Annotated in this window: 13 protein-coding genes; 2 read left to right on the top strand and 11 right to left on the bottom strand. The window is 65.2% G+C overall.

Annotation, left to right across the window (positions count from 1 at the left end; genetic code table 11):
• The 11 genes from M3I54_RS29170 to M3I54_RS29120 all read right to left on the bottom strand — a co-directional run.
• The coding region (locus tag M3I54_RS29170) for a C40 family peptidase (protein WP_254342128.1) at window positions 1-974 on the bottom strand (974 nt) is incomplete at its 3' end.
• Between the two features lie 234 nt (window positions 975-1,208).
• Window positions 1,209-3,050 (bottom strand): PhoH family protein, encoded by a 1,842-nt coding sequence (locus M3I54_RS29165; RefSeq protein WP_254342127.1) that lies wholly within the window; start codon window positions 3,048-3,050, stop codon window positions 1,209-1,211.
• Window positions 3,051-3,449: 399 nt separating this feature from the next.
• A complete protein-coding gene (locus tag M3I54_RS29160) occupies window positions 3,450-3,911 on the bottom strand; it encodes a peroxiredoxin (protein ID WP_028204906.1) in 462 nt (153 codons plus the stop codon).
• A 138-nt stretch (window positions 3,912-4,049) separates the two neighbouring features.
• On the bottom strand, window positions 4,050-4,946 hold the full coding sequence (locus M3I54_RS29155; protein ID WP_028204907.1) for a polysaccharide deacetylase family protein: 897 nt from the start codon (window positions 4,944-4,946) through the stop codon (window positions 4,050-4,052).
• A gap of 24 nt (window positions 4,947-4,970) precedes the next feature.
• Window positions 4,971-6,020: a bifunctional UDP-4-keto-pentose/UDP-xylose synthase gene (locus M3I54_RS29150; protein WP_254342126.1), complete on the bottom strand. Its 1,050-nt coding sequence runs from the start codon at window positions 6,018-6,020 to the stop codon at window positions 4,971-4,973.
• Window positions 6,017-6,973 (bottom strand): formyltransferase, encoded by a 957-nt coding sequence (locus M3I54_RS29145; RefSeq protein WP_254342125.1) that lies wholly within the window; start codon window positions 6,971-6,973, stop codon window positions 6,017-6,019. Before M3I54_RS29145 ends, M3I54_RS29150 begins: the two co-directional genes overlap by 4 nt.
• Window positions 6,970-8,076 (bottom strand): glycosyltransferase, encoded by a 1,107-nt coding sequence (locus M3I54_RS29140; RefSeq protein WP_254342124.1) that lies wholly within the window; start codon window positions 8,074-8,076, stop codon window positions 6,970-6,972. The genes M3I54_RS29145 and M3I54_RS29140 overlap by 4 nt, the downstream gene beginning before the upstream one ends.
• 189 nt (window positions 8,077-8,265) lie before the next feature.
• On the bottom strand, window positions 8,266-9,429 hold the full coding sequence (locus M3I54_RS29135; RefSeq protein WP_254342123.1) for a DegT/DnrJ/EryC1/StrS aminotransferase family protein: 1,164 nt from the start codon (window positions 9,427-9,429) through the stop codon (window positions 8,266-8,268).
• Between the two features lie 145 nt (window positions 9,430-9,574).
• Complete coding sequence (locus M3I54_RS29130) at window positions 9,575-9,946, bottom strand: SMR family transporter (RefSeq protein WP_254342122.1); 372 nt, start codon at window positions 9,944-9,946, stop codon at window positions 9,575-9,577.
• A 136-nt stretch (window positions 9,947-10,082) separates the two neighbouring features.
• Complete coding sequence (locus M3I54_RS29125; RefSeq protein WP_254342121.1) at window positions 10,083-11,774, bottom strand: glycosyltransferase family 39 protein; 1,692 nt, start codon at window positions 11,772-11,774, stop codon at window positions 10,083-10,085.
• Between the two features lie 161 nt (window positions 11,775-11,935).
• Complete coding sequence (locus M3I54_RS29120; protein WP_254342120.1) at window positions 11,936-12,310, bottom strand: Mth938-like domain-containing protein; 375 nt, start codon at window positions 12,308-12,310, stop codon at window positions 11,936-11,938.
• 523 nt (window positions 12,311-12,833) lie between these two features.
• Between M3I54_RS29120 and M3I54_RS29115 the strand changes: the two genes are divergently transcribed.
• Both M3I54_RS29115 and M3I54_RS29110 read left to right on the top strand, forming a co-directional pair.
• A complete protein-coding gene (locus M3I54_RS29115) occupies window positions 12,834-14,072 on the top strand; it encodes a pyridoxal phosphate-dependent aminotransferase (RefSeq protein ID WP_254342119.1) in 1,239 nt (412 codons plus the stop codon).
• A 49-nt stretch (window positions 14,073-14,121) separates the two neighbouring features.
• Window positions 14,122-15,453: a homoserine dehydrogenase gene (locus tag M3I54_RS29110; protein WP_254342118.1), complete on the top strand. Its 1,332-nt coding sequence runs from the start codon at window positions 14,122-14,124 to the stop codon at window positions 15,451-15,453.
• Window positions 15,454-15,458 lie beyond the last annotated feature (5 nt).

Below are 15,458 nucleotides of genomic sequence, written 5' to 3'. Positions count from 1 at the left end.
ACCTGGCCGGCCTGGCGCGCTGCTGCGCTTGCCGTGGGCGGCGGGGGCTGGAAGGCGTCCGCGGCGGGATCGATGGCGTCGCGCGGGGCGCTGGCGGCGGGGCTGGCAGTGTAGGCAGGCGCGCTGTTGCCAGGCGCAACCGTGGGTGCGAGCGCGCCCGCGTCGCGCGCCTGCGTCTGCGCCGTGCCGAGCGAGGCGGGCGGCGGCTCGAATGCGTCGGCGGCTGAGGAAGCCGTCGGCACGTTGGCTGGCGTTGCCGCATAGGCCGGCTGCGGTGCAGCGACGATGCGGTTCTGGCTCGCAGCCGCGGCTCGCGGCGCGGGCTGCGCCGCCGCAACCGGCGCGACGCTCGCCATTGCGGCAGCCGGTGGCGCGGCGGTCACGCCGGGCGCACGTTCAGCCGGCGCAGACGCTTCCCAGGTCGGTGTCTCGAAAGGCGTGCGCTTGGGCGGCGCCATGCGGCGGATCCCGTCGAAGCGCTTCGCCCAATAGGAGTTGGTCAGATAGTCGAGACGCACCGTACCGCCAGTCGAAGGCGCGTTGACGAAGCGCAGGTTGCCGACGTATATCCCGACGTGCGAATGCGGCCGCCCTGTCGTATTGAAGAAGATGAGATCGCCGGCGGCAATCTCGTCGGGCTCGATCGTTTCGCCGCGCATGCTCATTTCGGCCGTGGTGCGGGGCAAGTCCACGGAGGCCGAGCGCGCAAGCACGTATTTGACGAGACCGCTGCAATCGAAGCCGCTATCGGGCGTATTGCCGCCCCACCGATACGGAATGCCCACGAGCCCCATCGCCTGGATCGAGATTTCCTCGCGGCCCACGCTGTGATCGACGAAATTGGGAAAGCCCGGCGGCTTGGTGCGCCACGCGTTTTCGCTGGAAGACGAACCGCTGCGCGATACCTTTTGCGGCGCGCTGGAGCACGCGGCAAGCAGGACTGCGATCAGAAGCGGAAGCCAGAGTCGACGCATGAAGCGGATGTGGCGCGCGCGACGCGTGCGCCATTGGGAAAACGGATCATGGGCGGATGGTAGCCCGCCCGTCAGCGCTTTCGCAAGAATTCTTCACAACTTACTTGAAGTTCGTGCGCCAACTGTTGTGCTTGTGGGACGCGCGGGCAATAAAAAAGGACCGCATCCGGTTCCCCGGATACGGTCCTCGCCATGTGCATGGGCGCCCTCGAAAGGCGGCGCCGAGCGAATGGATTACAGGATATCGGACGCGTAATCGGCAAGCCGCGAGCGTTCGCCGCGCGCGAGCGTCACGTGGCCGCTGTGCGCCCAGCCCTTGAAGCGATCCACCACGTAGGTGAGGCCGGAGCTGCCTTCGGTCAGATACGGCGTGTCGATCTGCGCGATGTTGCCGAGACACACGATCTTCGTGCCCGGACCCGCGCGTGTGACGAGCGTCTTCATCTGCTTCGGCGTGAGGTTCTGCGCCTCGTCGATGATCAGATACTTGTCCACGAACGTGCGGCCGCGCATGAAGTTCATGCTCTTGACCTTCAGGCGTGAGCGAATCAGCTCCTGGGTCGCGGCACGCCCCCATTCGCCGGCGGCGTCGTCGGTTTTCTGGAGGACTTCGAGGTTGTCGTCGAAGGCGCCCATCCACGGCTGCATCTTTTCCTCCTCAGTGCCCGGCAGGAAACCGATGTCCTCGCCAACCGGCACGGTCGCGCGCGTGACGATGATCTCGTTGTAGCGCTTCTCGTCGAGCACTTGCGCGAGGCCTGCCGCGAGCGCGACGAGCGTCTTGCCCGTGCCGGCCTGGCCGAGCAGCGTGACGAAGTCGATCTCCGGATTCATCAGCAGGTTCAGCGCGAAGTTCTGCTCGCGGTTGCGCGCCGTGATGCCCCACACGTTGTTCTTGTGGTGGCCATAGTCGCGCAGCGTCTGCAGGAGCGCCGTCTTGCCGTTGAGCTCGCGCACGATCGCGTGGAACGCCGGTTCGCCGTTCTGCGGCTCGAGATAGACGAACTCGTTCACGAGCATCGAGAGGCACTCGGGGCCCGTCACGCGGTAGTACGTCGTGCCGGTCTTGGTGTCCTGCCAGGACTCCATGCCCTTTGCGTGCTTCGACCAGAAGTCCTGCTGGAGCGCGCGCACGCCCGAGTACAGCAGGTCCTTGTCTTCGAGAACCTGGTCGTTGAAGTAGTCTTCAGCGGGCAGGCCGAGCGCATGGGCCTTGATACGCATGTTGATGTCTTTCGACACCAGCACGACGAGGCGGTCCGGCCGGTCACGCTGCAGCGCGCGTACCACGCCGAGGATCTGGTTATCGGCTTTGCCCTGGGGCAGGCCATCGACCGGATCGATATGCGTGAGCGTGGTCTGGAAGTACAGGCGCCCAAGCGCCTCGCGGCTGCCGAGGCGGCCAAGCGAAATGCCTTCCGAGATCGGGCCCGCATTGGCGACCAGCTGGTCGAGCGTGCGGCTCACCTGGCGCGCGTTGCGCGCGACCTCCGACATGCCCTTCTTGTGGTTGTCGAGTTCTTCCAACGTCATCATCGGCAGATAGACGTCGTGTTCCTCGAAACGGAACAGGCAGGTCGGGTCGTGCATCAGCACGTTCGTGTCGAGCACGAAGAGCTTCTGGACTTCGGTGCTCTCTTCGGGATGCACGCGTTTTTTCGCCCCGGCGCGCGTGGCGGGCGCAGCGGCGCCGCCAGAGGCTTTTGCCGAGTCCGGTTTGCCGCCGCGCGCAACGGGCGTCTCGTCGGCTCCGGTGCGTGCCTCGAGAGGCTGCAGCAACGCGGCCGTGACTTGCTTGCTGTTGTTGCGCTTGTTGCGCGCGGGCGCCGGTGCGACCGGCTCGAGCGCAGCCAGTTCGGCGCTGGCGCTCGAAAGCGGCACCGTGCGCAACGTGGTCGCGGCGTTGGCGGCCTGCGTCATCGGTTCGGCGACGCTCGCGGGGCCGTATTCGGCAACATCGGCGGCGTCGTTCTCGCTCGCTGCCTTGCGTGTGCTGCGCGTCGTGCGGGCACGCGCCTTGTATTCTTCGGGCGGCAGCAGGTTGCCGAGCTTGCTGGGGGGAGTAGGCAAAGGCATGGTGTCCCTCGAAATAATCGGGTCGAGTGGTCGCGGGGTTACCCAGTAAGGCGCGCTTTCGGGCGGTGCGTGCGGGTGCCGGGTAGGCCTCCGCCGTTACTGCGCAAGGTGCGCGCTCATGTCAGAAAATGCCGGTTCGCCTGGTTTTCGATCAGCTCCTTGACGTTTGCGCGCGCCGGGTCGCAAAGCCGGCACGAACGGGGAGAAAAGCGGGAGGGAACAGCATGGAACAAACAAAAAAGCCGCCGCCCCGGATGACGAGGCAAGCGGCTTCACTTCGGTGTCGTCCCGTTGCCTCGGATACGCACTTCCGGTCATTCCTTGACCGGCTGCGATACCGTCGCGACGCGACGTAAAAAGGGTTGGACAGGCACTCATTGCAGCCCAATATAACGCTCCTCAAAGCGCTTGTACAGCCTCCAGAACTTCATCGACATGGCCCGGGACCTTGATGCCGCGCCACTCCTGGCGCAGCACGCCGGTAGCGTCGATCAGGAAGGTCGAGCGTTCGATACCTCGTACCTGTTTGCCATACATTTTCTTCAATTTGATGACGTCGAAGAGCGTACACAGCGCTTCGTCGGCATCCGATACCAAGGTAAACGGCAGTTCGAGCTTGGCCTTGAAGTTATCGTGCGAGCGCACGCTATCGCGCGACACGCCCACGATCTGCGCGCCGGCCTTTTTGAACTTCGGATAGAGGTCGCGGAATTGCAGGCCTTCGGTCGTGCAGCCCGGCGTGTTGTCTTTCGGATAGAAGTACAGCACCACCTTGCTGCCCTTCAGGCTCGAAAGCGTAAAGTCGCCGCCGGTCGCGGGGGCGGTGAAGTCCGGAACGGGGTGGTCGACTGCGATGGTCACGTCAGGCACGTGGCTCTCCCTTTGTTATTGGCTGGCGTTGCCGCAGCGCACGGCGCCGTTTCGCCGGGACGCCCGCGGCAGGGGGCTTTGCGCGGGCGCGGTTCCTGGCAGGCGCCCCGCGGCGCGCGGGCGGCGGATTCAGTCGGGCTGAACGATGAGCTGGCCGGAGCGGCCGGCGATCTCGCCCCAGGTGACAGGGTACGATGGCAGCGAATCCGGGTCCAGCGTCGCATGGTAGTCGCCCATCGTGGCAAACGTATGGCCTTGCGCGCGCCAGCCGGCGAGCAGCTGCTCGAACACCGGCGCGAGCTTCTGCCCTTCGAGTTCCGCGTGCAGCGTGAAGACCTGGTCGTGCGGGTTGTTTTCGGTACGCTTGAGCATCCACGCGGCGACCGTATCGGTATCGACGCCATCGACACCGAGCACCTCGTCGAGTGTGGGCAGCGTGGTGGGCATTTGCACGTGGTTTAGCGTGCGGCCCGCCACCACCGGACGGTAGGGCGAATGGCCGCGCCCGTCGGAGGCGTAGCGCATGCCCCACGTGTCGATCTGCTCGAAGGCGGCCTCGTTCATCTGCCAGCCCGCCGCGCCGTGCGTGACGGGCGGCGTGCCGAAGATCCGCGTGAAGCGGTCGTGGCTCTTCTGCATCTGGCGCGCGGTCCATTGCGCGTCACGCTTGCGCACGTTGTCCTGCCAGTACACGTGATCCCACGTATGGATGCCGCACTCGAAGCCGGCTTCGTGAATCGCGCGCATTTCAGCCGCGGCTTCCACGCCGATGTCGGGGCCCGGCAGCAGCACGCCGTACATCAGCTGCTTCACGCCGTAGTGCTCAACCACCGACGTGCGCGAGACCTTCTTGAGAAAGCCCGGCCGCAACACGCGGCGCAGCGCCCAGCCCGTGTGATCGGGGCCGAGGCTGAACAGGAACGTGGCGCGTGCCTTGTAGCGGTCGAAGATGCGCGCGAGATTCGGCACGCCTTCGCGCGTACCGCGCAGCGTGTCGACGTCGATTTTCAGGACGATGCGGGCCAAGTGGCGAGGTCCTTTCTCTAACGCTTAATGTTGCTCGACGAGCGCACGCGCTTCGGCCACGTGGCCGCGGTACGCTTCGAAGATCTTGCGCAGCGCTTCGTCGAAGGTCGACTTCGGCGCCCAGCCGAGTTCCTGCTTCGTGTTGTCGATCTTCGGCACGCGGTTCTGCACGTCCTGATAGCCCGCGCCGTAGTACGCACCCGACGACGTTTCGACGAGCTGCACTTTCTTCGCCATGTCCGCGTATTCCGGGAACTCGGCGGCGAGCGCGAGCATCTTGTGCGCGAGTTCGCGCACCGAGAAGTTGTTGGTCGGGTTGCCGATGTTGTAGATCTTGCCCGTGGCGACGCCGTCCTTGTTCTCGATGATCTTCATGAGCGCTTCGATGCCGTCGTCGATGTCGGTGAACGCGCGTTTTTGCGCGCCGCCATCCACGAGGCTGATGTTCTCGCCGCGCACGATATGGCCGAGGAACTGCGTCACGACGCGCGACGAACCTTCCTTCGGCGTGTAGATCGAGTCGAGGCCCGGGCCGATCCAGTTGAACGGACGGAACAGCGTGAAGTTCAGGCCTTCCATGCCGTAGCCCCAGATCACGCGGTCCATGAGCTGCTTCGAGCACGCGTAGATCCAGCGCGGCTTGTTGATCGGGCCGTAGGTCAGCGCCGAGGCGTCCGGATCGAACTGCTCGTCGGAGCACATGCCGTAGACCTCGGAGGTCGACGGGAAGACGAGGTGCTTGCGGTACTTCACGGCCGAACGCACGATCGGCAGGTTCGCTTCGAAGTCGAGCTCGAACACGCGCAGCGGCTGCTGCACATAGGTGGCGGGCGTCGCGATGGCGACCAGCGGCAGGATCACGTCGCACTTCTTGACGTGGTACTCGACCCACTCCTTGTTGATCGTGATGTCGCCTTCGAAGAAGTGCATCCGCTCATGCTTGACGAGGTCGCCGAGGCGATCCGTCTGCATGTCCATGCCGAACACTTCCCAATTCGTGGTTTCGAGGATGCGCTTGGAGAGGTGGTGGCCGATAAAGCCGTTCACACCCAGGATCAGAACTTTTTTGGTCATGGACGGGGGACAGATGAAATGAGTTCGGAGAACGCGGCGGGGCTGATCACGGTCTCTTGACCGTCATGCGCATGCCGCAGTTCGTGGATCGCGATGGCGCGTGCGTCGCCGCAGACGGCGAAAAGCGCATTATCGCTTACGTGGATGCCGGCGGGCAATCCGGCGAGGGGGCGGACCCTTTCGGCATCTTGCGAGCCGGGGCGCACGAGACGCGCGCGGGCAATCACGAAACGCTCGTCGCCGATGTCGACGAACGCGCCCGGATAGGGCGGCGCAACGGCGCGGATCAGGTTGTACACCTGCTGCGCGCTCTGGCCGAAATCGATGCGGCCGTCCTCCGGCTTGCGCCCGCCGTAGTAGCTGCCGCGGGTGAGATCGTTCGGCAGATGCGGCGCCTCGCCCGCGATTAGCGCGGGCAGCACGCGCCAGAGCGTTTGTTCGGCGGCGACCGTCACCTTTTCGAATACCTGCGCGGCGGTGTCGTCGGGGAGGATCGGCACCGGGGTTTGCGCGACGATCGCGCCCGCGTCGGGCTTCGAGGCCATTTCGTGCAGCGTGGCGCCCGTTTCGGTTTCGCCGTTGAGCACGGCCCAGTTCGTGGGCACGCGGCCGCGGTATTTCGGCAGGAGCGAGCCGTGCACGTTGTAAGCGCCGCGACCGGCGAGGGCGAGCAGGTCCACGGGCAGCATGTGCCGGTAGTAGAACGAGAAGATGAAGTCCGGGCGCGCCGCGGAAACGGCCGCGCGCAGCTCGGCGCTCTTCGGGTCGGCGGGTGTGACGACCTCGATGCCATGCTCCTCGGCCACCGACTTCACGCTGCCGAACCAGATGTTTTCAGTCGGGCTGTCTTCATGCGTGACGACGAGCGCGACGTCGACGCCGCCCGCGAGCAACACTTGCAGACAGCGCACACCCACGTTGTGATACGCGAAGACAACGGCGCGCGGCTTCATTGGCCCGCTCCTTCGTTGGCCGGGTTCGTGGCGGCCGGGCTTGCAGCGGCACTTGCCGGGTGCACGAGTTCGGCCGGTTGGGCAAATGCGGCGGCCTGCATGAAATCCTGACGCGGCGTATCGACGACGGCGCGGCCATTGCGCTCCTCGAGGATCGTCTGGATCAGGTAACGCGGACGCGCGCGCACCTGCTGGTAGATGCGGCCGATGTACTCGCCAAGCAGACCGAGCGCGAAGATGATCACGCCGAGCAGGAAGAACGTGATGGCGAAGAGCGTGAACACGCCTTGCACTTCCGCGCCGAGGATGAAGCGGCGAATCAGCAGCAGCAGGAAGAGGCCTGCCGAGCCGAGCGAGAGGATCACGCCGATGAACGAGAGCCACTGCAGCGGCACGACGGAGAAGCCCGTCACGAGGTCGAAATTCAGGCGAATGAGGCTGTAGAGCGAGTACTTCGATTCGCCCGCGAAGCGCTCCTCGTGCGCGACCTCCACCTCGACCGGGTTCTGCGAGAACGTGTAGGCGAGCGCCGGAATGAAGGTGTTGATTTCGCCGCAGCGGTTGATCGTGTCGATGATGCGGCGGTTGTACGCGCGCAGCATGCAGCCCTGGTCGGTCATCTTGATGCGCGTGATGCGCTCGCGCAGACGGTTCATCGCCTGCGAGGCCTTGCGCCGCCAGAGGCTGTCCTGGCGCTGCTTGCGGATGGTGCCGACGTAGTCGTAGCCCTCGCGCATCTTCTCGACGAGCTTGCCGATTTCCTCGGGCGGATTTTGCAGGTCGGCGTCGAGCGTGATGACGATCTCGCCGCGGGCCTGCTCGAAGCCCGCGAGAATCGCCATGTGCTGGCCGTAGTTGCCGTTGAGCAGAATCGCGCGTGTGCTATCGGGACGCGCGCGGAACTGCTCCGCGAGCATCGCGGCCGAGCGGTCGCGGCTGCCGTCGTTGATGAAGATCACTTCGTACGAGGTGCCGAGCTTGTCGAGCGCCGGATACAGGCGCGCGAACAGCGCGGGGAGGCCAGCTTCCTCGTTGTAGACCGGAATGATGACCGAGACTTCCGGCGTGTCCGGGGTCAAGGTGCCTTGTTCCGTTTGACTCATGTGTGCGTCGATTCCGTTATTTGATGCTTCGGTTTGCTGCGTGCGCAAATCGGCGGCGTATGCGCTGCGCCGTCCGCCTGCGTTTCCCCTGTGTCGACCGGAGTTAGCGCTTGAGCGCTTACTCTGCTCCCACGCCCGTCAGGGCGGCTCCATCCAGTCCTCGACTTCTGTTACTGCCTGCCTTGCGAACTACTTCGCAAACTTCGCGCAAATCTCGTTCACCGCGCTGCACACGCGCGCCACATCGGCTTCGGTCATCTGCGTGAAGAGCGGCAGCGTGACCGTGCTCGCGCCGAAGCGCTCCGCGTGCGGGAACATGCCCGCCCTGAAACCGCGCTCGCGGTAGAGCGTGAAGAGGTGGATGGCCGGGTAATGCACGCCCGAGCCGATGCCGCGCTCCTTGAGTTCGCCCATGAAACCAGCGCGGTCGATCGCGAGCTTGTCGAGCGGCAGCGTGATCTGGAACATGTGCCAGTTGCTGTTGGCGAAGTCGGCGAGCGGCAGGCCAATGCCGAGTTTCGCTGCCGCGCCGCCCTCGAAACCCGCGAAGTAGGCCCGCGCGAGCGCGTGGCGCTGACGGGTGAAGCGCTCGATGTGCCTGAGTTGGCCGAGCCCGACGCGCGCCGCCACATCCGTGAGATTGTACTTGCCGCCGAGCACGTCGCAGTCCATGCCGTCGAAGCCCGTGCGCGTAATCCCCTGGAGGCGGTATTTCTGCGCGAGCACGGCCTCGGCTTCGTCGTTGAGGACGAGCGCGCCGCCTTCGATCGACGTGAGGTTCTTGTTGGCGTGGAAGCTGAACGAGACGATGTCGCCGATCGCGCCGATGCGCTTGCCGTTCCACGTCGAACCGAAGGCTTGCGCAGCGTCCTCGATCACGCGCAGCTTGTGCTGGCGGGCGATCGCGTAGAGCCGGTCCATGTCGACGGGCAGGCCCGAGAGAAAGACCGGAATGATGGCTTTCGTCTTCGGCGTGATGGCGGCTTCGAGTTTGTCGAGGTCGATGTTGCGCGTGACGGGATCGATGTCGGCGAACACCGGCGTCGCACCGACTTCATAGACCACATTGCTGGTCGCGACCCACGAGGCGGGCGTGGTGATGACTTCGTCGCCGGGACCCACGCCGGCAATGCGCAGACCGATTTCGAGCGTCGCCGTGCCCGAGTTGAAGGTGCGCACGGGACGGCCGCCGCAGTATTCGGAGAGCGCCGCCTCGAACGCCTGGTTCTGCGGGCCGGTCGTGATCCAGCCCGAGCGCAGCACATCGACGACGCCCTGGATGGTTTCCTCGTCGATTTCGGGGCGCACAAACGGCAGGAACGGAAGGGGCGACTGCGGGGATGACTGGGTCATGAGTGCTTTGCTCTTTGCTCGTCAGAAAGTGGGGCCAGGCAGCGAGGCTGCCGCGGCGCATCTTACGAAATGCCTATATGGGCGCAATACGCTGCGCTGCAAGCGGTCTCGCCACGCGCGCCAGAATCGCGCGCGCCGTGGCGCATTAGCTGCGCGCCAGCACGAACACGCCGATCAGGATGATGCCGATACCCACGAGCCGCTGCACGCTCAGCACCTCGCCGAACAGATACCACGCCGCGAACGCATTGACCACGTAGCCGAGCGAGAGCATCGGGTAGGCGATCGAGACGTCCACGCGCGAGAGCCCGACGATCCACACGACCACGCTGAACACGTAGCAGGTGAGCCCGCCGAGAATCGGCACTTGGGACGCGAGCTTCAAGCCAATGGGCAAGATGTTCGCACGGCTGAATTCGAAGTGTCCAACGGCATTGACACCCGCTTTCAGCAACAGTTGCGCACACGCGTTGAGGCCGACGCCGGCGAGGATGCAGATCAGGGAAATCGGATTCATCGGAAAGGGTGGTTCAACGGGTTATCGGATTGTGGCGGGAGCTGGGGCGGCCGGGCCGCGCAGGCCGGGCCGCGCCGGGCGCGCCTGCGCGGTCCGCCCAATTATCGCCCATGCGTCAATCGGGGCCAGGAAGCGCTCAGGATTGCGGCTTTTCAACGATCACGCGCCGCGCGTCGCGGGCGATCACCTGCATCGGCAGGCCTTGCGCGGCCAGTTCTTCGTAGCGCTTCACGGGAATCAGCGCGAGCGCATAGCGGTCGGACTTCCAGCGCGCCTCCCAGTCGGCAATGGTCGGCACCCATTTTTGCGGCTCCTCGGAGATGCCGAAGGCAAGCTCGTCGGTGACCTCGACCATCGTCATCGTATGGCGCACGTAGAAAGGCAGGGTGTGGTCGAGTACGCCCACCGAGTAAAACGGCGTGTCGGGCGGCAACTTCGCAATGGCGGCGCGCACCGCGGGCGCAAGCGGCGCGCCGGAACTCAGGGTGCCGAACACGTCGTGGCCCGTGCCCGCAATGGTCGCGAGCAGCAGCCACGCGGTGCCGAGCGCGAGCGCCGGTGCGCGCGCGCCGGTGTCGGGCGTGCGCTTCGCCCGGTTCAGGCGCAGGCCGGCCATGGTGACGACGAAGGCCACCGCGGCCGCGGCGAACACCCATACCTGGAACTCCCGGTAGAGCGCGTTCGGATTGCGCGCGTCGCCGAGCCGCGTGAGCACGAACGAGGCCGCCATCAACACGACGGCGAACAGTGCGTAGCCCGCGAGGTGCTTGTTCCACTGGACGCGCGTCATGACAGGCAGATACATGCCGATGATGAGCGCAACGGGCGGCGCGATCGGCAGGACGTAGGAGACGAGCTTGGAGTGCGAGGCGCTGAAGAACAGGAAAATGAACACCGTCCACACAAGCATTAGCATGACGGGCGAGAAACCGTTGGGCTGGCGCGGCGCGCGCAGCGCATGGCGCACACTCTGCACGCTCACCGAAAGCCACGGCAGGAAGCCCACCAGCATGACCGGCAAGAAGTAGTAGAACGGGCCGGGGCGGTTCTGCGCGGGCGTGAGGTAGCGCTGGAACTGCTGGACGACGAAGAAGAAGTTGAAGAACTCGGGATTGCGCTGCTGCACGAGGATGAACCACGGCGAAACGATCGCGAAGAACACGATCAGGCCGCTCACGAGATAGAGGCGCTTCCAGAGCGCCCAGTCGCGCGAAATCGCCGTATAGAGCACGAGCACGGCGCCTGGCAGGATCAGGCCGACAAGGCCCTTGGACAGTACCGCCATCGCCATGGCCGCCCAGGACACCCACATCCACAGGCGCGCGTGCGCTTTGGGCAGGTTCGGGCGCTGCGCGAGCAGCAGCGCGCACAACGTGAGCTGCATCCAGAACGACAGGCCCATGTCGAGCGTGTTGAAGTGGCTCATCAGGTTCCAGTACGGCGCGCAGGCGAGCACGACCGCGGCGAAGAAGCCCGTGGCGGCGTTGAACACGCGCGCGCCGGTGAAGCCGATCAACAGCACGCCCGCGAAGCCGGTGAGCGCCGTGTAGAGGCGCGCCTGCCACTCGCCGATGCCGAACCACGCGAACGTGAGCGCGTTCATCCAGGTTTGCAGTGGGGGCTTTTCAAAGTACTTGTAGCCGTTGTAGCGCGGCGTGATCCAGTCGCCGCTCGCGAGCATTTCGCGGGCCATTTCGGCGTACCGGCCTTCGTCGCTCGGCAGCAGATGGCGCCAGCCGAGCGGCAGGAACCAGATCACGGCGAGGGCGAGGATCAGGAGCAGGATCGCGCTGCGGTTGAGCGGTAGCCTCGATGGCGTATCGTTCATGGTTTTCAGCCTGTTCTTGTTGCAGTCGTTGCGGTCGAGGTGCGGGGCGCGCGCGTTGGCCGCGTGCGGCATGCGGGCCAGGTCCGGCGCGCGCGCTTCGCACGCGGCGCGCAAGTGTACTACGCCGCCGCGCGGCGACCTGATGGCAAGCTTAAGGCGCGTCAGCTTTCGATCAGAAGCGCGGCCGCCACGCGGCGGCCTTCGGCCATGAGGATGTTGTAGGTGCGGCAGGCGGCCTTGAAGTCCATCGCCTCGACGCCGATGCGCTTCGCGGTCAGCGCCGCGGTCAGGCGCGGATGCGGAAAGCGCAGCCGCTCTCCGCTGCCGAATACGACCACTTCCGGGTTCAGCGGGAGAAGCATCTCGAAGAGTTCGGGCGTGAGGGCGTCGAACGACTGCACCGGCCAGTGGGTGACCGGCGATTCGGGCATCACGATGATGCTGCCCGTATGGCGTTCGAGGTTCACTTCGACGTAGTCGGCGCCGTAAGCGGTCACGGTGTTCAGCGCGGCGCTGGAGTCCTGGTGTAGTTTCAAAACGGGGTTCCGGGGTAAGGGCAGGTCGGGTGCGCAAGCGATGGGGGCGCATATCCTGTGCCGACGCCGGCCGCGGCGCGAGCCGCTTTGTAGCCCGCCTTGTCACCCGCTTCGCGACCCGCCTCCTGGCCGATTGCGCATTGCGGAAGTTGGTCAAAATCCGCTAAATTATAGCTTTTTAGCCGCCGCTGCGGCGGCGCCCGCGGGTAGACCGCGCCGGCAGGCCGCTACGCGCGCCATCCGCGCATCGGGCGAGGGCAGCCACAAGCTGCCGGGGTGGTCGGGTTGGCCAGCGGACGCTTTCCGTGGCGTTGTGCGTGCGCCCGGCGCTTCCACGCAATCGTGCACGGCTTTTGTCCCGCCGGGGGGCGCCCCTCCGGCTCCCTTGCCTGTCTTGTCCGCCAAGGCGCCATCCGCCGGCCGGTCAAGGGCATTTCAGCCTGTTCCAGCCCTTTTACCGCGTCTGACTCGCCTCTGACGCTCTGACTGATTCTCTGACCGCTTCTCTGACCGATAGCCCGCCGTGAAACCGATTCTCAAATCCAACAAGCTGCAGAACGTTTGCTACGACATCCGCGGGCCGGTGCTCGAGCACGCGAAGCGCCTCGAAGAAGAAGGCCATCGCATCATCAAGCTGAACATCGGCAATCTCGCGCCGTTCGGTTTCGACGCGCCCGACGAGGTCATTCAGGACATGATCCTGAACCTGCCGGGTTCCTCGGGGTATTCGGATTCGAAGGGCGTGTTCGCGGCGCGCAAGGCGATCATGCATTACGCGCAGCAAAAGGGCGTCAGGGGCGTCGAGCTCGACGACATCTACATCGGCAACGGTGCGTCCGAACTGATCGTCATGGCCATGCAGGCGCTGCTCAACGACGGCGACGAAGTGCTGCTGCCCGCGCCCGACTATCCGCTGTGGACGGCCGCGGTGAGCCTCTCCGGCGGCACGCCCGTGCACTACATCTGCGACGAGTCGAACGCGTGGATGCCCGACCTCGACGACATTCGCTCGAAGATCACGCCGAACACGCGCGCGATCGTCGTCATCAACCCGAACAACCCCACCGGCGCGCTCTATTCGGACGACCTGCTGCGCGGCCTCGTGGCGATCGCGCGCGAGCACGGCCTGATCCTGTTCGCCGACGAGGTCTACGACAAGATCATCTACGACGGCAAGACGCACACGGCGCTCGGCTCGCTCTCCGAAGACGTGATCACCGTCACGCTCAACAGTCTTTCGAAGAGCTATCGCGCGTGCGGCTACCGCGCGGGCTGGATGTTCCTCTCGGGCATGACGGGGGAAAACCGCCGCCGCTCGAAGGACTACACGGAAGGTCTTGGCATTCTCGCCTCGATGCGCCTGTGTGCGAACGTGCCGGGCCAGTACGCGATCCAGACGGCGCTGGGCGGCTACCAGAGCATCAACGAGCTGATCCAGCCGGGCGGGCGCCTCTATCGCCAGCGCGAGCTTGCATACAACATGCTCACGGCTATTCCGGGCGTGACCTGCGTGAAGCCGGAGGCGGCGCTCTACATGTTCCCGCGCCTCGACCCGAAGCTCTATCCGATCGAGAACGACCAGCAGTTCATCCTCGATCTGCTCCTGCAAGAACGCGTGCTGCTCGTGCAGGGCACGGGCTTCAACTGGAAGCAGCCTGACCACTTCCGCGTGGTGTTCCTGCCGAACGTCGACGACCTGTCCGATTCGATCAACCGCATCGCGCGCTTCCTCGACGGTTATCGTCAGCGGTACGGCACCTGAGCAAGTCACACGCACTCCCTTTTCAAACACTTGGACGAACACACGCTGCATGGATCCGATCAAAGTAGGTCTCTTGGGCTTCGGCACGGTGGGCAGCGGCACCTTCACGGTACTGCGCCGCAACCAGGAAGAAATCAAACGCCGCGCGGGCCGCGGCATCGAGGTGGCGCGCATTGCCGTGCGCAACCCGGCCAAGGCCACGGCGGCGCTCGGCGGTGAAGCCGGCGCCGTCGAGCTGACGACCGACTTCAACGCGGTGGTCGACGACCCCTCGATTTCGATCGTCGCCGAAATGATTGGCGGCACGACGCTGGCCAAGGATCTCGTGCTGCGCGCCATTGCCAACGGCAAGCATGTCGTCACGGCGAACAAGGCGCTGCTGGCGGTGCATGGCACCGAGATCTTCGAAGCGGCGCGCGCCAAGGGCGTGATGGTCGCGTTCGAGGCGGCGGTGGCGGGCGGCATCCCCATCATCAAGGCGCTGCGCGAAGGCCTCACGGCCAACCGCATCCAGTACATCGCCGGCATCATCAACGGCACGACGAACTACATCCTCTCGGAAATGCGTGAGCGCGGGCTCGACTTCGCGACCGCATTGAAAGCCGCGCAGGAACTGGGCTACGCCGAAGCCGATCCGACCTTCGACATCGAAGGCGTGGACGCCGCGCACAAGGCCACAATCATGAGCGCGATCGCGTTCGGCGTACCCGTGCAGTTCGACAAGGCCTACGTGGAAGGCATCAGCAAGCTCGACGCCATCGACATCAAGTACGCGGAAGAACTGGGTTATCGCATCAAGCTGCTCGGCATCGCGCGCCGCACCGATCGCGGCATCGAGCTGCGCACGCATCCCACGCTGATTCCGGCCAAGCGCCTGCTCGCCAACGTGGAGGGTGCGATGAACGCCGTGGTCGTGCATGGCGACGCCGTGGGCACGACGCTGTACTACGGCAAGGGCGCAGGCGCCGAGCCGACGGCATCCGCCGTGGTGGCCGATCTCGTGGATGTGACGCGTCTGCACACGGCCGACCCCGAGCACCGCGTGCCGCATCTGGCGTTCCAGCCGGACAGCCTCTCGAACACGCCGATCCTGCCGATCGACGAAGTCACGAGCGGCTACTACCTGCGCCTGCGCGTGGCGGACCAGACCGGCGTGATGGCGGCCATCACGCGCATCCTGGCGGACAGCGGCATCTCGATCGACGCGCTGCTGCAAAAGGAAGCGGAGCAGGTCGACGCGCAAGGCAAGGCGGAAACCGACATCATCCTGATCACGCACGAGACGGTCGAGAAGAACGTCAACGCGGCGATCGCGCAGATCGAAAAGCTCGCGACGGTGAAGTCGCAGGTCACGAAGCTGCGCATGGAAGGACTGAACTAAGGCAA

Origin of the sequence: Paraburkholderia sp. CNPSo 3274 (genome assembly GCF_024206475.1) — a bacterium.
Lineage (GTDB): Bacteria > Pseudomonadota > Gammaproteobacteria > Burkholderiales > Burkholderiaceae > Paraburkholderia.
This window is presented reverse-complemented; position numbering and strand designations above follow the sequence as displayed.